Annotated in this window: 20 protein-coding genes; 6 read left to right on the top strand and 14 right to left on the bottom strand. The window is 67.6% G+C overall.

Features of this window, described 5'->3' with window-relative positions; genetic code table 11:
• Nucleotides 1–62: 62 nt before the first annotated feature.
• The 3 genes from ACZ5U5_RS36135 to ACZ5U5_RS36125 form a co-directional block, all read right to left on the bottom strand.
• Nucleotides 63–386, bottom strand: coding sequence for an STAS domain-containing protein (locus ACZ5U5_RS36135; protein WP_160507247.1), 324 nt, complete (start codon nucleotides 384–386; stop codon nucleotides 63–65).
• A gap of 163 nt (nucleotides 387–549) precedes the next feature.
• A complete protein-coding gene (locus tag ACZ5U5_RS36130) occupies nucleotides 550–1398 on the bottom strand; it encodes a 3-hydroxyacyl-CoA dehydrogenase family protein (RefSeq protein WP_469030445.1) in 849 nt (282 codons plus the stop codon).
• A 147-nt stretch (nucleotides 1399–1545) separates the two neighbouring features.
• Nucleotides 1546–2187, bottom strand: a complete 642-nt coding sequence (locus tag ACZ5U5_RS36125; protein ID WP_469030442.1) for a TetR/AcrR family transcriptional regulator — start codon at nucleotides 2185–2187, stop codon at nucleotides 1546–1548.
• A 101-nt stretch (nucleotides 2188–2288) separates the two neighbouring features.
• Here ACZ5U5_RS36125 and ACZ5U5_RS36120 point away from each other — a divergent pair, with 101 nt between their 5' ends.
• The 3 genes from ACZ5U5_RS36120 to ACZ5U5_RS36110 are packed head-to-tail and all read left to right on the top strand — an operon-like array spanning nucleotide 2289 to nucleotide 4429.
• Nucleotides 2289–3071 (top strand): ABC transporter ATP-binding protein, encoded by a 783-nt coding sequence (locus tag ACZ5U5_RS36120; RefSeq protein WP_469030439.1) that lies wholly within the window; start codon nucleotides 2289–2291, stop codon nucleotides 3069–3071.
• 16 nt (nucleotides 3072–3087) lie between these two features.
• Entirely contained in the window at nucleotides 3088–3843 is a 756-nt protein-coding gene (locus ACZ5U5_RS36115) for an ABC transporter permease (protein WP_469030436.1), read from the top strand.
• Between the two features lie 13 nt (nucleotides 3844–3856).
• On the top strand, nucleotides 3857–4429 hold the full coding sequence (locus ACZ5U5_RS36110) for a cob(I)yrinic acid a,c-diamide adenosyltransferase (RefSeq protein WP_469030434.1): 573 nt from the start codon (nucleotides 3857–3859) through the stop codon (nucleotides 4427–4429).
• Here ACZ5U5_RS36110 and ACZ5U5_RS36105 read toward each other — a convergent pair.
• Complete coding sequence (locus ACZ5U5_RS36105) at nucleotides 4426–5004, bottom strand: hypothetical protein (RefSeq protein ID WP_469030432.1); 579 nt, start codon at nucleotides 5002–5004, stop codon at nucleotides 4426–4428. The genes ACZ5U5_RS36110 and ACZ5U5_RS36105 overlap by 4 nt on opposite strands.
• 153 nt (nucleotides 5005–5157) lie before the next feature.
• Between ACZ5U5_RS36105 and ACZ5U5_RS36100 the strand changes: the two genes are divergently transcribed.
• The 3 genes from ACZ5U5_RS36100 to ACZ5U5_RS36090 all read left to right on the top strand — a co-directional run bounded on the left by ACZ5U5_RS36100 (nucleotide 5158) and on the right by ACZ5U5_RS36090 (nucleotide 9030).
• Nucleotides 5158–6348 (top strand): sensor histidine kinase, encoded by a 1191-nt coding sequence (locus ACZ5U5_RS36100; RefSeq protein ID WP_469030429.1) that lies wholly within the window; start codon nucleotides 5158–5160, stop codon nucleotides 6346–6348.
• Nucleotides 6345–7001 (top strand): response regulator, encoded by a 657-nt coding sequence (locus tag ACZ5U5_RS36095; protein WP_469030427.1) that lies wholly within the window; start codon nucleotides 6345–6347, stop codon nucleotides 6999–7001. Before ACZ5U5_RS36100 ends, ACZ5U5_RS36095 begins: the two co-directional genes overlap by 4 nt.
• Before the next feature lie 193 nt (nucleotides 7002–7194).
• The gene (locus ACZ5U5_RS36090) at nucleotides 7195–9030 is read left to right on the top strand and encodes a glycosyl hydrolase family 18 protein (RefSeq protein WP_469030635.1); all 1836 of its coding nucleotides are present in this window, start codon (nucleotides 7195–7197) and stop codon (nucleotides 9028–9030) included.
• A 132-nt stretch (nucleotides 9031–9162) separates the two neighbouring features.
• Here the strand turns inward: ACZ5U5_RS36090 and ACZ5U5_RS36085 are convergent, their stop codons facing one another.
• The 10 genes from ACZ5U5_RS36085 to ACZ5U5_RS36040 all read right to left on the bottom strand — a co-directional run bounded on the left by ACZ5U5_RS36085 (nucleotide 9163) and on the right by ACZ5U5_RS36040 (nucleotide 17538).
• On the bottom strand, nucleotides 9163–9612 hold the full coding sequence (locus tag ACZ5U5_RS36085) for a DUF2550 domain-containing protein (protein WP_469030424.1): 450 nt from the start codon (nucleotides 9610–9612) through the stop codon (nucleotides 9163–9165).
• Between the two features lie 130 nt (nucleotides 9613–9742).
• Nucleotides 9743–10117 (bottom strand): F0F1 ATP synthase subunit epsilon, encoded by a 375-nt coding sequence (locus ACZ5U5_RS36080; RefSeq protein WP_361049993.1) that lies wholly within the window; start codon nucleotides 10115–10117, stop codon nucleotides 9743–9745.
• A gap of 109 nt (nucleotides 10118–10226) precedes the next feature.
• Entirely contained in the window at nucleotides 10227–11669 is a 1443-nt protein-coding gene (atpD, locus tag ACZ5U5_RS36075) for a F0F1 ATP synthase subunit beta (RefSeq protein WP_469030421.1), read from the bottom strand.
• Nucleotides 11669–12586, bottom strand: coding sequence for a F0F1 ATP synthase subunit gamma (locus ACZ5U5_RS36070; protein WP_399394775.1), 918 nt, complete (start codon nucleotides 12584–12586; stop codon nucleotides 11669–11671). Before ACZ5U5_RS36070 ends, atpD begins: the two co-directional genes overlap by 1 nt.
• Nucleotides 12587–12606: 20 nt before the next feature.
• Entirely contained in the window at nucleotides 12607–14205 is a 1599-nt protein-coding gene (gene atpA, locus ACZ5U5_RS36065) for a F0F1 ATP synthase subunit alpha (RefSeq protein ID WP_469030418.1), read from the bottom strand.
• Between the two features lie 127 nt (nucleotides 14206–14332).
• On the bottom strand, nucleotides 14333–15154 hold the full coding sequence (locus tag ACZ5U5_RS36060) for a F0F1 ATP synthase subunit delta (RefSeq protein WP_469030416.1): 822 nt from the start codon (nucleotides 15152–15154) through the stop codon (nucleotides 14333–14335).
• The gene (locus ACZ5U5_RS36055) at nucleotides 15151–15699 is read right to left on the bottom strand and encodes a F0F1 ATP synthase subunit B (protein ID WP_469030414.1); all 549 of its coding nucleotides are present in this window, start codon (nucleotides 15697–15699) and stop codon (nucleotides 15151–15153) included. The genes ACZ5U5_RS36060 and ACZ5U5_RS36055 overlap by 4 nt, the downstream gene beginning before the upstream one ends.
• A 36-nt stretch (nucleotides 15700–15735) precedes the next feature.
• A complete protein-coding gene (gene atpE, locus ACZ5U5_RS36050; protein ID WP_249587740.1) occupies nucleotides 15736–15975 on the bottom strand; it encodes an ATP synthase F0 subunit C in 240 nt (79 codons plus the stop codon).
• A 78-nt stretch (nucleotides 15976–16053) separates the two neighbouring features.
• Nucleotides 16054–16824 carry a F0F1 ATP synthase subunit A gene (gene atpB, locus ACZ5U5_RS36045; RefSeq protein ID WP_469030632.1) on the bottom strand — a complete coding sequence of 257 codons (771 nt, stop codon included), beginning with the start codon at nucleotides 16822–16824 and terminating at the stop codon, nucleotides 16054–16056.
• Nucleotides 16825–17100: 276 nt separating this feature from the next.
• Nucleotides 17101–17538, bottom strand: a complete 438-nt coding sequence (locus tag ACZ5U5_RS36040; RefSeq protein ID WP_469030412.1) for a hypothetical protein — start codon at nucleotides 17536–17538, stop codon at nucleotides 17101–17103.
• Nucleotides 17539–17553: the final 15 nt, after the last annotated feature.

The following is a 17553-nucleotide window of genomic DNA, read 5'->3' as shown; positions in this document are numbered from 1 at the left end:
GGGCGGGGTACCGCGCCGTCCGAGACGTCACAGCTTCGTGAGGATTGTGCGCGAGATCCCCGTCACACACGGGGCAGCGATTCGACCCCGATGCCACCCTCGATGGCAAGGATCCTGTGCAGCCGGGTGGCCACGAGCAGGCGCTGCATCTGCGGCGGCACGCTGCGGAGCACGAGCCGGCGTCCGCACCGTCCCGCGCGCCGGTGCGCGCCCATGATGACGCCGAGTCCCGTGGCGTCCCACGAGTCGAGTTCGGACAGGTCGAGCACCAGGTCACCGGCTCCGTCGTCGACGGCCGAGTGCAGGACCGTTCGGGCGTCCGCCGCGCTGCGTACGTCGAGGCGTCCCCCGACGACCAGCTGGGCCTGGTCGCCCCTGATGTGCATATGCGCTCCCCGAGAGTGCTGAGTTTCGTGTGACGTCTGTTCCGTACGGCGTCTGCGTATGTCACTGCAACTGACTGCCGCATGGGCAAGGAAGTTGCCGTCTGTAAGCGAACCGATACCGAATTCACTCCGAGGGGTGACCCCGCGGAGGAGTAAACAGACGTCAGTGCTTGTAGAAGCCCTGCCCGCTCTTGCGTCCGATGTCACCGGCGTCAACCATCCGGCGCATCAGCTCGGGCGGCGCGAACTTCTCGTCCTGGGACTCCGTGTAGATGTTGCTCGTGGCGTGCAGCAGGATGTCGACGCCCGTCAGGTCGGCGGTCGCGAGCGGCCCCATGGCGTGCCCGAAGCCGAGCTTGCACGCGATGTCGATGTCCTCGGCGGTGGCGACGCCCGACTCGTAGAGCTTGGCGGCCTCGACGACGAGCGCCGAGATCAGACGGGTCGTCACGAACCCAGCGACGTCGCGGTTCACGACGATGCAGGTCTTGCCGACGGACTCGGCGAACTCACGTGTGCGGGCGAGGGTTTCGTCGCTGGTCTTGTAGCCGCGCACCAGCTCGCACAGCTGCATCATCGGCACCGGCGAGAAGAAGTGGGCGCCCACGACGCGCTCCGGACGCTCCGTCACGGCGGCGATCTTCGTGATCGGGATGGCAGAGGTGTTCGACGCGAGCACGGCGTCGGGGCGCACGATCTTGTCGAGGATACGGAAGATCTCGTGCTTGACCTCGAGCTTCTCGAAGACGGCCTCGACGACGATGTCCGCGTCGGCGACGGCGTCCATGTCGGTGCTCGTCGTGATGCGCCCGAGCGCCGCCTCGGCGTCCTCGGCAGCGAGCTTGCCCTTGCTCACGAACTTGTCGTACGACGCCTTGATCCCGTCGGTGCCACGGGTCAGGGCCTCATCGGTGACGTCCCGCAGGACGACGTCCCAGCCCGCCTGGGCGGAGACCTGTGCGATGCCGGACCCCATGAGTCCGGCTCCGATGACGGCGAGCTTCCGTGCCACTGTTCCGACTCCCCTACCGCTTATCACGCCTGGCTTACACGCTGTTTACGTTTGCCTCTGCGGCGCACGTTAGCGTTCGTGAGCCCGCCTGTGGCGGCAACGAGATGCGCGTCACGTCTCAGATGACGGACATCACACTGGTACGCCTCATTCGGCGTCGCGCACCGCATAGTTGAGGACCTTCTCGCCGAGCAGGTCCTCCATCTCGTCGAGCAGGACGAGGGCATCACGGGACACTTCCGCGGGTTTGCGGCACTTGGTCATCTCGTCACCGATCCACGCCATGAGCGTGCTGTGGACCCACGAGAGCTGACCCGCGATCAGGCCGGGCATGGGGTCGCCATCGGCGGCCTTCACCTCGTCGGCGAGGGTCTTGGTGAGATGACCGAGCGCCTCCTGCTGGATCTCCCAGAGGCGGGAGCGCAGGCCGTGGGCGTCGGTGATGACTTTCATGAAGTCGGCCCAGCCCGGAAAGAGGCCGACGTGGGGCGACACGCCCTCCACGTCCGAGCGCAGCTCGCGCAGGACGGCGGCGGCCGCGGACTCCCCCACGTGACGGCCGCGTACGTAACCGGAGAGCCGGTCGACGACGGACTCGCCCCGGTCGAGGAAGAGGTCCTCCTTGACCGGGAAGTAGTTGTAGACGGTGTTCACCGAGACGTCCGCGGCCTCCGCGACGTCCGCGACGGTCACCGTGACGAAGCCGTGCTCCAGGAACAGCCCCGTCGCGATGTCCGAGATCCGCTGCTTCGTCTGCCGCTTCTTGCGCTCCCTGAGTCCTTCAGCCATGACCTCACCCTACGACCACTGGCTAGGGCGACTGAAAACTTGGCCCGTCATAAAACTTGGAGTGATTGCAAAATTTAAGCGACTCTGTTTTTGTGGTCGCCATGGCAATCATCAGCACGGCCGGACTCACCCAGACCTTCCGGACCAAGCGCGGCGCCGTCGAAGCCGTGCGCGGCATCGACCTGACCGTCGCCCCCGGCGAGATCCTCGGCTTCCTCGGGCCGAACGGCGCGGGCAAGACGACGACGCTGCGCATGCTCACCACGCTCCTTGCCCCCACCGGCGGCGCCGCCACCGTCGCGGGCTGCGACCTGGCCCGCGACCCGGCCGCCGTACGGCGCAGGATCGGGTACGTGGCGCAGTCCGGCGGCGTCGACCTGAACATCTCCGTACGCGAGGAACTGGTCACCCAAGGGCGCCTCTACCGCCTGACAAAGCCCCAAGCCGCGGCTCGCGCAGAGGAGTTGGCAGCGGACCTGGACCTGACCGACCTCCTCGACCGCACGTGCGCGACCCTCTCCGGCGGCCAGCGGCGGCGCCTCGACATCGCCATGGGGCTCATGCACCGGCCCGATGTGCTCTTCCTCGACGAACCGACCACGGGGCTCGACCCCGGCAGCAGGGCCGACCTCTGGGCGCTGGTGCGGCGGCTGCGCGACGAGCACGGCACCACGGTCGTCCTGACCACGCACTACCTCGACGAGGCCGACGCGCTCTGCGACCGCCTCGTCGTCATCGACAAGGGCGTCGTGGCCGCCGAGGGCACACCGAGCGCGCTCAAGCTCCGGTACGGCGGCTCCATCGACGCATCGCTCCAGGACACGTTCCTCGCCGTCACCGGACGCGACCTCACCCCCAAGGACACGGCGCCCGTCGCCGTCTGAACCCCAGGACCCCCTCATGACTGCGTTTCTCTCCGACACCGCGCTGATCTTCGGGCGGTACGCCCGCCAGACCCTGCGCTCCAAGTTCCAGATCCTCTTCGGCGTCCTGATGCCGCTCCTCTACCTGCTCTTCTTCGGCCCGCTCCTGACCGACCTGCCGCTCGGCTCGCGCGGTGACTCCTGGCAGGTGCTCGTGCCGGGGCTGCTGCTCCAACTCGGCCTGTTCGGCGCCTCGTACAGCGGATTCGCGATCATCATCGAGAAGCAGTTCGGTGTGGTGGAGCGGATGCGGGTGACACCGGTCAGCCGGCTCGCGCTGCTGCTCGGGCGGGTGCTTCGCGATGCCGCGCTCTTCGTCTTCCAGGCGGTGCTCCTGGTCCTCGCGGCCGTGGTCATGGGGCTGCGGGCGCCGCTCGCCGGCATCCTGATCGGCTTCGCCTTCGTGGGCGTCCTGACCGTCATCCTCGCGTCGCTGTCGTACGCGCTCGCGCTGCTGGTCTCCAAGCCGCACGAGTTCGGCCCCGTCATCAACGCGGTCAGCATGCCCTCGATGCTGCTCTCCGGCCTGATGCTGCCGATGGCGCTCGCGCCGGGCTGGCTGGACGTGCTCTCGCACTTCATGCCGTTCCGCTATCTCGTGGACGCTGTGCGGGCCGCCTACGTGGGCGAGTACGCGAGTACGGCGATGCTGTACGGAGTCCTGATGGCGGCGGCGCTCGCGCTCGGGTCCGTGACGGTCGGCACACGTGTCTTCCGGAAGGCGGGCGCGTAACTAGGCTGGCCCCATGGTCAATCTGACGCGCATCTACACCAGGACCGGCGACAAGGGCACAACGGCCCTCGGCGACATGAGCCGGACCGCCAAGACCGATCCGCGGATCTCGGCGTACGCCGACACGAACGAGGCCAACGCCGTGATCGGCACGGCGATCGCCCTCGGTCAGCTCGACGAGGAGGTCGTGAAGGTCCTGGTCCGGGTCCAGAACGACCTCTTCGACGTGGGCGCCGACCTGTCGACGCCGGTCGCCGAGAACCCGGAGTTCCCGCCGCTGCGCGTCGAGCAGTTCTACGTCGACAAGCTGGAGGCGGACTGCGACCGCTTCAACGGGGAGCTGGAGAAGCTGCGCAGCTTCATCCTGCCGGGGGGCACGCCGGGCGCGGCGCTGCTGCACCAGGCCTGCACGGTGGTGCGGCGGGCCGAGCGGTCGACGTGGGCGGCCTTCGAGGTCCATGGCGCTGCCATGAACCCCTTGACCGCCACCTATCTGAACCGGCTCTCCGACCTGCTGTTCATCCTGGCTCGTACGGCGAACAAGGAGGTCGGCGACGTGCTGTGGGTTCCCGGCGGCGAGCGTTAGAGCTTACTGAGGAAGCTCGGGCGCTCGTCCTTGGCGGACTCCACCGGCGGTGATTTCTTCGGGAACAGTGTGTACGACCCCGCGATGATCACGTTGATGCCGATCAGCCACACCATCCGCTGCTGCCAGTCCCGCAGCGAGCCGATGTCGCCCTCGCCCTCGACGTACCAGATCGCACCTTGCAGCAGCGCCATGGCGATCAGGCCCGCCAGGATCCAGCGGGCGGCGATCTTCCACTCGTGAAGGGCGCGGGCGGCGCCGTACTTGGGGGTCGACGGCGGCGGGCCGCCCGCGAAGCGGTGGGCGACGCGGACGTCGACCCACTTGATCGTGTAGTGGCCGAGCGCGATGGAGTAGCCGATGTAGACGGCGGCCAGGCCGTGCTTCCAGTCCGGCTCCGCGCCGTTCTTCAGGTCGATCGCGGTGACGACGAGGAGGACGACTTCCAGGATCGGCTCGCAGAGCAGTACGGCGACGCCGGCGCGCGGCATCTTCGCCGCGTAACGCAGGGCCAGGCCGCCGGCCAGCAGCACCCAGAATCCGACCTCGCAGATGATGATCAGCGTGACGATCACGGTTCGCTCCTCTCGGTCACCTTTCCAGGCTCCCGGCGGACCGGCCTCGGATCATCGTCAGCAGTGACGAAGCTGAACTGCATCCTTCGATGTAGCGCGCGGTTCCTCCCTCAGGATCAGGCATGGCCATCGCGCGGCGTGTTGGATGGAGACATGGCCCTGCCCCTTCCCCGCCCGATGCGCGTCGACGTACAGATCTCCGTGACCTGCGTGCTCGCCGGGCTCGCGCTGTGGGGGCTCGGACTGCACACCCAGACGGACCGGCCGCTCGGCGCGACCTGGGCACTGATCCCGCTCGCCGTCCTCGGGGGGCTCGAACTGCTGCGCAGCAGCATGCCGCAGACCGCCCTGACCATCGGCACGCTCGCGCTGATCGCCGACCAGTTCACGTCGGGCAATCTCGCGTCGATCATGATGTTCACGGACATCGTGTACGCCGCCGTGGTCTACGGGACGCCCGCCTCCGCCCGCCGCATCCCGGTCACCACCGGCGCGATCACGGTTGCCGTGACGATCGGGTTCCTCGCCTGGATCCGTGAACCGGAGACGATCCTGATCGGCGTCGTCACCGGCCTCGTGTCCTTCGGACCCGCCTGTACCGGCGTTCTCGTGCGCAACCACCGCGAGGCCGTTGTCGCCGCGCGGCTGCGAGCCGAACAGACCGCGCTGCTCGCCGAGATGGACCGCGTACAGGCCATCACGGCGGAACGCGCCCGGATGGCCCGCGAGCTGCACGACATGGTCGCCAACCACCTCTCGGCGATCGCCATCCACTCCACGGCCGCACTCTCCCTGGACGACCCGAAGACCACCCGTGACGCCCTGGCCGTCATCCGCGAGAACAGCGTCGAGGGCCTGGCCGAGATGCGGCGCCTCATCGGGATCCTGCGGGACGCCGGCGACGACCGGGAGCCGACGGTCGCGCCCACCCTGGACGGTCTCGGCTCCCTGATCGACAACGCCCGTACCAATGGTCTGGACGTCACCCTCGACGACGGTCGCGAACCGGACGGCCCGGGGCTCCCCGCACCCGTAGAGCTCGCCGCGTACCGCATCGTCCAGGAATCCCTGACCAACGCCCTCAAGCACGCGTCGCCCGGCCTGGTCACGGTGACGCTCACCCAGCGCCCCCACTCCCTCGACGTCCACGTGACAAGCCCTTACGGTTCCCCCGCCGGACCCCGCGCCCCCGGCTCCGGAGCCGGTCTCGTCGGCATGCGCGAACGCACCGAACTGCTCGGCGGCACCTTCGAGTCGGGCCCCGAGAGCACCTCGGGCGGCAAGGTCTGGGACGTCCGCGCCACTCTTCCCGTCGACCCCGCAGACCAAGGAGCCACCCCATGATCCGAGTGCTCGTCGCCGAGGACCAGTCCGCCGTACGGGCCGGGCTCGTCCTGATCCTGCGCAGCGCACCGGACATCGAGGTGGTGGGAGAGGCCTCGGACGGCGAGGAGGCGGTGACGCTCGCGCGTGAACTGCGGCCCGATCTGGTGCTCATGGACATCCAGATGCCGCGCCTCGACGGCGTCTCGGCGACCCGTCAGGTCGTCGCGGACGGTCTCGCGGACGTGCTCGTCCTGACCACCTTCGACCTCGACGAGTACGTCTTCGGCGCGCTGCGGGCGGGCGCCTCCGGCTTCCTCCTGAAGAACACCGAGGCCAAGGACCTCCTGGAGGCGGTCCGCGCGGTCGGCCGCGGCGAGGGCCTGATCGCCCCGGCCGTCACCCGGCGGCTGATCGCCGAGTTCGCCGCCCCGAAGACCATGAAGCCCGCGCGCCGCGAGAACGGACCCGATCCCGCCATCCTCGACACCCTCACCCGCCGCGAGCGCGAGGTGCTCGCGTGCCTGGGCGAAGGGCTGTCGAACGCGGAGATCGCGGGCCGCCTGGACATGGCGGAGGCGACGGTGAAGACGCACGTCAGCCGACTGCTCGCCAAGCTGGAGCTGCGCAGCAGGGTCCAAGCCGCCGTACTCGCGCAGGAGTTGGGTGTATGAGCCCGGCTCCGGTGCGCCCGACCGGCACGATCCGGCCAATGGTTCAGACCTCTTGACCGCTGGTCCAGACCTTTCTATTCTCACCGCACTGCGGTGAGCACTCCCCCCACGTGTTCCACGTGCTCACGGGCGGCGCAGGGATCCACCCCCTATGACCCCCCGGATCTCACCCGAGGAGCACACCTTGCGCACCTTGCGCTTCAGACACAGAGCCGTGGCAGGCCTCACCACCTTGCTGCTCCCGCTCGCCACCCTGGTCGCACTCGGCGGTCCCGCCGAAGCCGCACCGGAAGCCGCCCCCGCGGCCACCGCCACGTACGCCAAGACCCAGGACTGGGGCAGCGGCTTCGAGGGCAAGTGGACCGTCAAGAACACCGGAACCACCAACATCAGCTCCTGGAACGTCGAGTGGGACTTCCCCACCGGCACAAAGGTCTCCTCCGCCTGGGACGCCACCGTCACCAACTCCGCCAACCACTGGACCGCCAAGAACCTCGGCTGGAACGGGACGCTCGCCCCCGGCGCCTCCGTCTCCTTCGGGTTCAACGGTTCGGGCCCCGGCTCCCCCTCCAACTGCCAGATAAACGGCGCCAGTTGTGACGGCGGCAGCGTCCCCGGCGACGAGGCGCCCTCCGCACCCGGCACCCCCACCGCGTCCGACATCACCGACACCTCGGTGAAGCTCGCCTGGAAGGCGGCCACCGACGACAAGGGAGTCAAGAACTACGACGTCCTGCGCGACGGCTCCAAGGTCGCCACGGTGACCGGCACCTCGTACGCCGACAGCGGCCTCAGCAAGGGCACCGACTACTCGTACACGGTCCAGGCCCGCGACACCGCCGACCAGACGGGACCGGCCTCCGGCGCCGTCAAGGTGCGCACGACAGGCACCACCGACCCGGGTCCAGGACCCGGCGACAAGGTCAAGCTCGGCTACTTCACCCAGTGGGGCGTCTACGGCCGCAACTACCACGTGAAGAACATCGACACCTCGGCCTCCGCCTCCAAGATCACGCACATCAACTACGCCTTCGGCAACGTCCAGGGCGGCAAGTGCACGATCGGCGACGCCTACGCCGACTACGACAAGGCCTACACCGCCGACCAGTCCGTCGACGGCAAGGCCGACACCTGGGACCAGCCCCTGCGCGGCAACTTCAACCAGCTGCGCAAGCTCAAGGCCAAGCACCCCAACATCAAGGTCCTGTGGTCCTTCGGCGGCTGGACCTGGTCCGGCGGCTTCACCGACGCCATGAAGAACCCGGCCGCCTTCGCCAAGTCCTGCCACGACCTCGTGGAGGACCCGCGCTGGGCCGACGTCTTCGACGGCATCGACCTGGACTGGGAGTACCCCAACGCCTGCGGCCTGACCTGTGACACCAGCGGCCCCGCCTCGATGAAGAACATGATGCAGGCGTTCCGCACCGAGTTCGGCAAGGACGCCCTGGTCACCGCCGCCATCACGGCCGACGGCTCCAGCGGCGGCAAGATCGACGCGGCCGACTACGGCGGCGCCTCGCAGTACGCCGACTGGTTCAACGTCATGACGTACGACTTCTTCGGCGCCTGGGCGGCCAAGGGCCCGACGGCCCCGCACTCCCCGCTCACCTCCTACCCCGGCATCCCGCAGGACGGCTTCAACTCCGCCGACGCGATATCGAAGCTGAAGGCGAAGGGCGTCCCCGCATCGAAGCTCCTGCTCGGCATCGGCTTCTACGGCCGCGGCTGGACCGGCGTCACCCAGAAGGAGCCCGGCGGCACGGCGACGGGCGCCGCACAGGGCACGTACGAAGCGGGCATCGAGGACTACAAGGTCCTGAAGAACTCCTGCCCCGCCAACGGCACCATCGCCGGCACGGCCTACGCCCACTGCGGCAACAACTGGTGGTCGTACGACACCCCGGCGACGGTCAAGAGCAAGATGGCCTGGTCGAAGCAGCAGGGCCTCGGCGGCGCGTTCTTCTGGGAGTTCAGCGGGGACACCACCAACGGTGAGTTGGTGAGCGCTATCAACGACGGCCTGAAGTAACAAGGCCGTCCCTCTAAGACGAAGCCGGGAAGACAAGTACGCCCCTTGTCTTCCCGGCTTCTCGATGTCTGGCGTCTGCGGGCCGCACGTGGCTGGTCGCGCAGTTCCCCGCGCCCCTTAGGGGCGCTCCACCTACGCCACGTTCACTCGCTGGCCCGGAGGCGCCGCCTCCAGCCAGGCCAGAAACCCGGTGAGTGCGTCCTCGCCCATCGCCAGCTCAAGGCGGACGCCGCGGTGCAGGCAGCCGAGGACGATCGCGTCGGAGAGCAGCGCGAGTTCCTCCTCGCCGTCCGGGGCACGCCGGTCGACGACCTCGATGGCCGAGCGCTCCAGGGTCCGCCGGGGACGGGGAGCGTACGAGAAGACGCGGTACCACTCGACACGGTCGCCGTTGTAGCGGGCGACCCCGTACCCCCAGCCCTTGCCGGAGGTGTCGCCCTTCTCCGGGGCGTTCCAGCGGAGGCTGCAGTCGAAGGTCCCGCCGGAGCGCTGGATGAGCCGGCGCCGCAGCCCGAAGACGAAGAGTCCCACCAACACCAGCACGACCAACACGAGTCCGCACACGAGCAGAGTGAGGATCATCGGCACCGACCTCCTCGCCTCTACGTAACGGACCAACAGAATTGCACCCGCATTGCCTCAGCCGCGACCCGGTCCGGATTGCTCCGGACCTGGCCGCGGCTGAGTCACGTCAAACGCCGTCGCGCCGGTTTCAGCGCGACGACACCGCCCGCAGTCGGACGTCCGCGCGACGCTCGGCGGAGGCGTCGGCCTCCGACTTCGCGCGCTCGAGCGCCCGCTCCGCACGCTGGACATCGATCTCGTCCGACAGCTCGACGATCTCAGCAAGCAGTGACAGCTTGTTGTCCGCGAAGGAGACAAATCCTCCGTGGACGGCGGCGACGACAGTGTTGCCGTCACTCGTACGAATGGTCACCGGGCCCGACTCCAGCACACCCAGAAGCGGCTGGTGACCGGGCATGACGCCGATGTCGCCGGACGTGGTGCGCGCGACGACCAGGGTGGCCTCGCCGGACCAGACACTGCGGTCCGCGGCGACCAGCTCGACATGCAGCTCAGCAGCCAAGGGTGGCTCCTCGGGTCACCACCCGGCGGCTTCGCCGGGTGTTGGGTCAAATTCTAGTGGGCGTACCGGGAGGGGCGGGACTCGCCCACCCCTCCCGTGAGTCACGGACTCAGGAGACGCCGAGCTCCTTGGCCTTCGCCTTCAGGTCCTCGATGCCACCGCACATGAAGAACGCCTGCTCGGGGAAGTGGTCGTAGTCGCCGTCGATGATCGCGTTGAACGCCGCGATCGACTCGTCGAGCGGCACGTCCGAACCGTCGAGACCGGTGAACTGCTTGGCAGCGTGCGTGTTCTGCGACAGGAAGCGCTCGACACGACGGGCGCGCTGGACGACCAGCTTGTCCTCTTCGCTGAGCTCGTCGATGCCGAGAATCGCGATGATGTCCTGGAGGTCCTTGTACTTCTGCAGGATTCCCTTGACGCGCATGGCGGCGTCGTAGTGGTCCTGCGCGATGTAGCGGGGGTCCAGGATGCGGGACGTCGAGTCCAGCGGGTCCACCGCCGGGTAGATGCCCTTCTCCGAGATCGGACGCGACAGCACGGTCGTCGCGTCAAGGTGCGCGAAGGTCGTGGCCGGGGCCGGGTCGGTGAGGTCGTCCGCGGGGACGTAGATCGCCTGCATCGAGGTGATCGAGTGACCACGCGTCGAGGTGATGCGCTCCTGGAGGAGGCCCATCTCGTCGGCCAGGTTCGGCTGGTAGCCCACCGCGGAGGGCATACGGCCGAGCAGGGTCGAGACCTCGGAACCGGCCTGCGTGAAGCGGAAGATGTTGTCGATGAAGAACAGCACGTCCTGCTTCTGCACATCGCGGAAGTACTCCGCCATGGTCAGACCGGCGAGGGCGACACGCAGACGCGTGCCCGGCGGCTCGTCCATCTGGCCGAAGACCAGGGCGGTCTTGTCCAGAACGCCCGACTCTTCCATCTCGTCGATGAGGTCGTTGCCCTCACGGGTGCGCTCGCCGACACCGGCGAACACGGAAACGCCCTCGTGCAGCTTGGCCACACGCATGATCATTTCCTGGATGAGGACGGTCTTGCCGACGCCCGCTCCACCGAACAGACCGATCTTTCCACCCTTGACGTACGGGGTGAGAAGGTCGACGACCTTCAGGCCGGTCTCGAACATCTCGGTCTTGGACTCGAGCTGGTCGAAGGCCGGGGCCTTGCGGTGGATCGGCCAGCGCTCGGTGACGTCGGCCTCGGCCTCGGGGTGGTTCAGGATCGCACCGAGGGTGTTGAACACCTTGCCCTTGGTGATGTCACCGACGGGGACGGTGATGCCCGCGCCCGTGTCGGTCACCGCGGCCTGGCGGACCAGACCGTCGGTGGGCTGCATCGAGATGGCGCGGATGATGCCGTCGCCGAGGTGCTGGGCAACCTCGAGCGTCAGCGTCTTCTTCTCGCCGTCCTTGGCCGGGTCGGCCACCTCGACGTGAAGGGCGTTGTAGATCTCCGGCATCGCGTCGACGGGGAACTCCACGTCGACGACCGGGCCGATCACCCGGGCGACGCGGCCCGTGGCAACGGCCGTATCAACAGTGGTCGTCATTACTTGTCACTCCCCGCGGAAGCGTCGGCCAGGGCACTGGAGCCACCGACGATCTCGCTGATTTCCTGGGTGATTTCGGCCTGGCGGGCCGCGTTGGCAGAACGGGTGAGCGCGTTGATCAGGTCACCCGCGTTGTCGGTCGCCGACTTCATCGCGCGGCGCGTGGCGGCGTGCTTGGAAGCAGCCGACTGGAGCAGCGCGTTGTAGATACGGCTCTCGACGTAGCGCGGCAGAAGGGCGTCAAGGACGTCCTCCGCCGACGGCTCGAAGTCGTACAGCGGACGGGCCTCGTCACTCTGGCCCGCCTCTTCCGCGACCTTGTCGAGGCTCAGCGGGAGCAGCCGGGAACCGGTTGCTTCCTGCGTCATCATCGAGATGAACTCGGTGTAGACGATGTGGAGTTCATCCACGCCGCCCTCCGCCGTGTCCGTCTCGATGGCCTCGATCAGGGGTGCGGCGATCTCCTTGGCATCCGCGTAGGAAGGGGCATCGGTGAAGCCCGTCCACTGCCCGGAGATCTTCCGCTCACGGAAGTTGTAGTGCGCGATGCCACGGCGGCCGACGATGTACGTGTCGACCTCCTTGCCCTCGTCCTGCAACTTCTTGGTGAGCTTCTCCGCACCCTTGATGGCGTTGGAGTTGAAGGCGCCGGCCAGACCGCGGTCGCTCGAGAGGAGCAGCACAGCGGCCCGGGTCGGAGCCTCGGCCTCGGTGGTCAGCGGATGCTTGTCGTTCGCACCCGTGGCCACCGCGGTGACCGCGCGGGTCAGCTCGGTCGCGTACGGAGTGGAGGCGGTCACCTTGCGCTGTGCCTTGACGACACGCGAGGCGGCGATCATCTCCATCGCCTTGGTGATCTTCTTGGTCGCGGTGACGGATTTGATGCGACGCTTGTAGACCCGGAGCTGGGCTCCCATGAGTCAGGTCCCTTCCGTCGTCACTTGGACGCGTCGACGGCAGCCGGAGCGTCCTCGCCGAGCAGCTTGCCGTCCGAGGTCTCGAACTGCTTCTTGAACTCGGCGACGGCGTCGGCGATGGCCGTGATCGTGTCGTCGGACATCTTGCCGCCCTCCTTGATGGAGGTCATCAGGCCCTGCTCCTTGCGGTGCAGGTAGTCGAGCAGCTCACGCTCGAAGCGCCGGATGTCGTTGACCGGGACCTCGTCCATGCGGCCCGTGGTGCCGGCCCAGATGGAGATGACCTGGTCCTCGGTGGCCATCGGCTGGTACTGAGCCTGCTTGAGCAGCTCGACCATGCGCTGACCGCGCTCGAGGGAGGCCTTCGACGCGGCGTCCAGGTCGGAACCGAAGGCGGCGAACGCCTCCAGCTCGCGGTACTGGGCGAGGTCCACGCGAAGACGGCCGGACACCTGGCGGATCGCCTTGTGCTGGGCGGAGCCACCGACACGGGAGACCGAGATACCGACGTTCAGGGCCGGACGCTGACCGGCGTTGAACAGGTCGGACTCCAGGAAGCACTGACCGTCGGTGATGGAGATGACGTTGGTCGGAATGAACGCCGACACGTCGTTCGCCTTGGTCTCGACGATCGGGAGACCCGTCATCGAGCCCTTGCCCATCTCGTCCGAGAGCTTCGCGCAGCGCTCGAGAAGACGCGAGTGCAGGTAGAAGACGTCACCCGGGTAGGCCTCGCGCCCCGGCGGGCGGCGGAGCAGCAGGGACACGGCGCGGTAGGCGTCGGCCTGCTTCGAGAGGTCGTCGAAGATGATGAGGACGTGCTTGCCCTCGTACATCCACTGCTGGCCGATGGCCGAACCGGTGTAGGGCGCCAGGTACTTGAAGCCCGCCGGGTCGGACGCCGGGGCGGCGACGATGGTCGTGTACTCAAGCGCGCCGGCCTCTTCGAGGGCACCGCGCACGGAGGCGATGGTGGAGCCCTTCTGACCGACGGCGACGTAGATGCAGCGCACCTGCTTGTTCACGTCGCCCGAGCGCCAGTTGTCGCGCTGGTTGATGATCGTGTCGACGGCCAGGGCGGTCTTGCCCGTCTGGCGGTCGCCGATGATCAGCTGACGCTGGCCACGGCCGATCGGGGTCATCGCGTCGACGGCCTTGTAGCCGGTCTCCATCGGCTCGTGGACCGACTTGCGGTCCATGACCGTGGGGGCCTGCAGCTCGAGGGCGCGGCGGCCGGACGTCTCGATCTCGCCGAGGCCGTCGATCGGGGCGCCGAGCGGGTCGACGACACGGCCGAGGTAACCCTCGCCGACCGCGACGGACAGGACCTCGCCGGTACGGGTGACCGGCTGGCCCTCTTCGATGCCGCTGAACTCGCCGAGTACGACGGCGCCGATCTCGCGCTCCTCAAGGTTGAGGGCGAGACCGAGGGTGCCGTCCTCGAACTTCAGCAGCTCGTTGGCCATGGCCGAGGGGAGGCCCTCGACCTTCGCGATACCGTCACCGGCGACGGTGACCGAACCGACCTCCTCGCGCGAGGCCGCGTCCGGCTTGTACGCCTGGACAAAGTTCTCCAGTGCGTCCCGGATCTCCTCCGGCCGGATCGTGAGCTCCGCCATCTGGGTTCCCTGCTCTCCTTGTTGGGCCCGAAGTTTCACTTTGGGGGTCTGGGGACTCCCCCCAAGTAAGAGGTGAATCCTCTGCACGGCCCAACTAGGGCCGTAATTACAACGTTTTGCGTTACTGCTAGCGCGCCATGCGGCGGTGTGCGTCCTCGAGGCGATCCGCGATGCTGCCGTTGATGATCTCGTCGCCGACCTGCACCGTGATCCCGCCGAGGACCTCGGGGTCCACGTCGAGGTTCAGGTGCATCTCGCGGCCGTAGACCTTCGCGAGGGCGGCACCGAGGCGCTGCTTCTGCTGGTCCGAGAGCGGAACAGCGGAAGTGACGACGGCGACCATCCGGCTGCGGCGGTCCGCGGCCAGCTTGGAGAGGGACTCGAGTCCCGACTCCAGGCTACGTCCACGGGGCGCGGTCACAAGGCGCTCGACGAGCCGCTCCGTGACCTCGTTGGCCCGGCCACCGAGCAGGCTGCGCAGCAGCTCACTCTTGGCGGCACCCGAGGCGGCGCGGTCGGTCAGCGCGGACCGGAGCCCGGTGTTCGAGGAGACGATCCGGCCGAAGCGGAACAGCTCGTCCTCGACGTCGTCCAGCGCGCCGGACTTCTGCGCGCCGGTCAGCTCGGCGAGGTTGGTGAGCTCCTCGAGGGAGTCCACCAGGTCACGCGACTGCGACCAGCGCGAGCGGACCAGGCCGGCCACCAGGTCGGCGGTCTCGCCGCCCACCTGCCCGCCGAGCAGCCGCCCGGCGAGCTCCGCCTTGGCCTCACCGGACTGCGACGGGTCGGTCAGGACCCGGCGCAGCGACACCTCGCGGTGCAGCAGCGCCGTGACCGAGGCCAGCTCGTCCGCCAGCTGCCGTACGTTCACCGAGGTGTTGTCGGTCAGCGCGTCGAGACGCTCTCGCGCGGCCGCGAGGGCCTCGCGGCTGGCTCCGTGCGCTGTCATCGAGCCGCCTCGGCCTTCTCCTCGAGCTCGTCGAGGAAACGGTCGATGGTGCGGCTCTGCCGGGCGGAGTCCTCGAGGGACTCACCGACGAGCTTGCCGGCCAGGTCGGTGGCCAGCTGGCCCACGTCCTGACGCAGCGACTGCGCGGCGGCCTTGCGGTCGGCGGCGAGCTGCGCGTGACCGGCGGCCACGATCTCCTCGCGCTGACGCTGGCCTTCGGCGCGCATCTCAGCGATGAGCGTGGCGCCCTGCTCCTGCGCCTCCTGGCGCAGACGCGCGGCCTCGTGCCGTGCCTCGGCGAGCTGAGCCTTGTACTGCTCGAGCACGCTCTGGGCCTCGGTCTGAGCGGCCTCGGCCTTCTCGATACCGCCTTCGATCGCCTCCCGGCGCTCGTCCAGAACCTTGTTGATGTTCGGGAGGAGCTTCTTCCAGAAGAAGAAGAAGACGATGGCGAAGGCGATGGCGCCGACGAGCAGCTCGGGGCCGGGCGGGATCAGCGGGTTCTGCTTCTCCTCGGCCGCCAGCTGCACCAGGTTGGCGATCACATCAGTGCCTTTCGTCGAAATGTCGGTAAGCAGTAATTACTGACCGAACACGAACGGCATAACGATGCCGATGAGGGCGAGCGCCTCACAGAAGGCGAAGCCGAGGATCTGGTTGGAGCGGATCAGGCCGGCCGCTTCGGGCTGACGGGCCAGGGCCTCGGTGCCCTTACCGAAAACGATGCCAACGCCGATGCCGGGGCCGATCGCGGCGAGGCCGTAGCCGATGGAGCCGAGGGAGCCGGTGACGCCTGCGGCGAGTTCGAGGGTCGCGGACATGCCGTTACTTCCTTCTCTTTCATGGACCGGTGGGGGTTGGCCACCGGGCGATCTGGGGGGGGTAGAGCCGGGGCCGACTCAGTGGTGCTCTGCGAGTGCGCCCTGAATGTAGGTCGCGGACAGGAGCACGAAGACGTACGCCTGAACCGCCTGCACGAAGAGCTCGAAGAGGATCATGGCGATGGTCATCACGAAGGACACACCAGCGGCCGGGATCATGAAGCTGTTGAGCAGGTACCAGGAGGCGACGGTGAACATCACCAGCATCAGGTGACCCGCGAACATGTTCGCGAACAGTCGCACCGAGTGCGTGAACGGGCGAACAAGCAGGTTCGAGAAGAACTCGATGAACGACACGAGCCACTTGATCGGGCCCAGCGAGTTGTCGTAGCCGGTGATGTTCTTCCAGCCGCCGACGAACCCGTGACGCTTGAAGGTCAGGGGCACCCAGATGAAGTAGACGATCGCGGCGAGCACCACGGGGTACGCGAAGATCGACGAGACCGGGAACTGGGTCAGCGGGATCACGGACCAGATGTTCATGATCCAGATGAAGAAGAACATCGAGACCATCAGGGGGACGTACTTCTCGCCCTCCTTCTTGCCCATCGTCTCGTAGACGATGCCGCGGCGTACGAAGTCGTAGCCGGCCTCACCGATCATCTGCAGCTTGCCCGGAACGACCTTGGCCTTGCCGAACGCCAGATAGAAGAAGCTGACCACGACGAGAGTCGTCAGCAGGGCGAGCAGCATGACCTTGTTGAACTCGAACCCGCCGACGGTGGCAATCGGCTTGAAGAGGAACGAGTGCAGGCCAGGAGCCGGGAAGCCACAGCCGTTGTCGGACATGATCCGACAGCTCCAGTCAAAGGCGAGCTCAGTTTGGTCAGCACTCACCGCGGGCTCCTTCGGCGTGACGCATAGGTACGGCAACCTCGTTGTCGTGTCGGCGCGGCGCGCAGCCGCGGTTCGGCACCAGACTGGTGTTTCGGATGTGGGCGCGGCGTTCAGGCATCGAGCCTCGCGATCGTGCAGGCGTCAGCTCAGATGCCCGCGCCGGCAGTGCCGCAGTTGGCACCGGACGATAGCAGCATCTCGAACGCGCATTTATCCCGGCCCTACCGTTCACTGCGACGACCCCGACTTCTCGGGCTTGTCGTGGTTTTCGGGCTCGGGATCAACGTAAAGAATCTTGGCCTTCATGTGCGCACGCGCCTGTGACGCCATCCATGCGACGGTCGCCACCACAAGGGCCACTGCGAAGGTCTTGGGGTTGAACAGCGTGGTGTCCTTGAACAGGGCCACGAAGACGAGAAGCAGCAGGAGTTGAAGGACGTAGAGCAGCAGTCCCATCATCTGGAACAGATGCGGGAGCGCCTTCGCCGTTCGCTGCAGCGCGAACATCCCGAGCCCCATGAAAGCGATGACCACCAGAGTGCCGACGACTCCACCGAGCGCCCCCTTGCCACCCGCAACCACACCACTCACCACGGCGACGATCGCGCCGACGGCAGCAGTGGGTACGGCGGACTGAAGGAGAGTTCGGGTGTCTTGAGACGGCATGGCGGCGCTCCGCTA

This window comes from Streptomyces sp. NPDC033177 (genome assembly GCF_055577715.1).
Note: the sequence above shows the minus strand (reverse complement) of the source record. Positions and strands in the feature narration are given on the sequence as shown.

Excerpts from the sequence above, each read along its gene's own strand:
- ACZ5U5_RS36120 (WP_469030439.1), top strand. The coding sequence starts at position 2,289 with ATGGCAATCATCAGCACGGCCGGACTCACCCAGACCTTCCGGACCAAG.
- ACZ5U5_RS36095 (WP_469030427.1), top strand. The coding sequence starts at position 6,345 with ATGATCCGAGTGCTCGTCGCCGAGGACCAGTCCGCCGTACGGGCCGGG.
- ACZ5U5_RS36125 (WP_469030442.1), bottom strand. The coding sequence starts at position 2,187 with ATGGCTGAAGGACTCAGGGAGCGCAAGAAGCGGCAGACGAAGCAGCGG.
- ACZ5U5_RS36040 (WP_469030412.1), bottom strand. The coding sequence starts at position 17,538 with ATGCCGTCTCAAGACACCCGAACTCTCCTTCAGTCCGCCGTACCCACT.
- atpB (WP_469030632.1), bottom strand. The coding sequence starts at position 16,824 with ATGTCCGACAACGGCTGTGGCTTCCCGGCTCCTGGCCTGCACTCGTTC.
- ACZ5U5_RS36100 (WP_469030429.1), top strand. The coding sequence starts at position 5,158 with ATGGCCCTGCCCCTTCCCCGCCCGATGCGCGTCGACGTACAGATCTCC.
- ACZ5U5_RS36070 (WP_399394775.1), bottom strand. The coding sequence starts at position 12,586 with ATGGGAGCCCAGCTCCGGGTCTACAAGCGTCGCATCAAATCCGTCACC.
- ACZ5U5_RS36135 (WP_160507247.1), bottom strand. The coding sequence starts at position 386 with ATGCACATCAGGGGCGACCAGGCCCAGCTGGTCGTCGGGGGACGCCTC.
- ACZ5U5_RS36085 (WP_469030424.1), bottom strand. The coding sequence starts at position 9,612 with ATGATCCTCACTCTGCTCGTGTGCGGACTCGTGTTGGTCGTGCTGGTG.
- ACZ5U5_RS36115 (WP_469030436.1), top strand. The coding sequence starts at position 3,088 with ATGACTGCGTTTCTCTCCGACACCGCGCTGATCTTCGGGCGGTACGCC.
- ACZ5U5_RS36060 (WP_469030416.1), bottom strand. The coding sequence starts at position 15,154 with ATGACAGCGCACGGAGCCAGCCGCGAGGCCCTCGCGGCCGCGCGAGAG.
- ACZ5U5_RS36110 (WP_469030434.1), top strand. The coding sequence starts at position 3,857 with ATGGTCAATCTGACGCGCATCTACACCAGGACCGGCGACAAGGGCACA.
- atpA (WP_469030418.1), bottom strand. The coding sequence starts at position 14,205 with ATGGCGGAGCTCACGATCCGGCCGGAGGAGATCCGGGACGCACTGGAG.
- atpE (WP_249587740.1), bottom strand. The coding sequence starts at position 15,975 with ATGTCCGCGACCCTCGAACTCGCCGCAGGCGTCACCGGCTCCCTCGGC.
- atpD (WP_469030421.1), bottom strand. The coding sequence starts at position 11,669 with ATGACGACCACTGTTGATACGGCCGTTGCCACGGGCCGCGTCGCCCGG.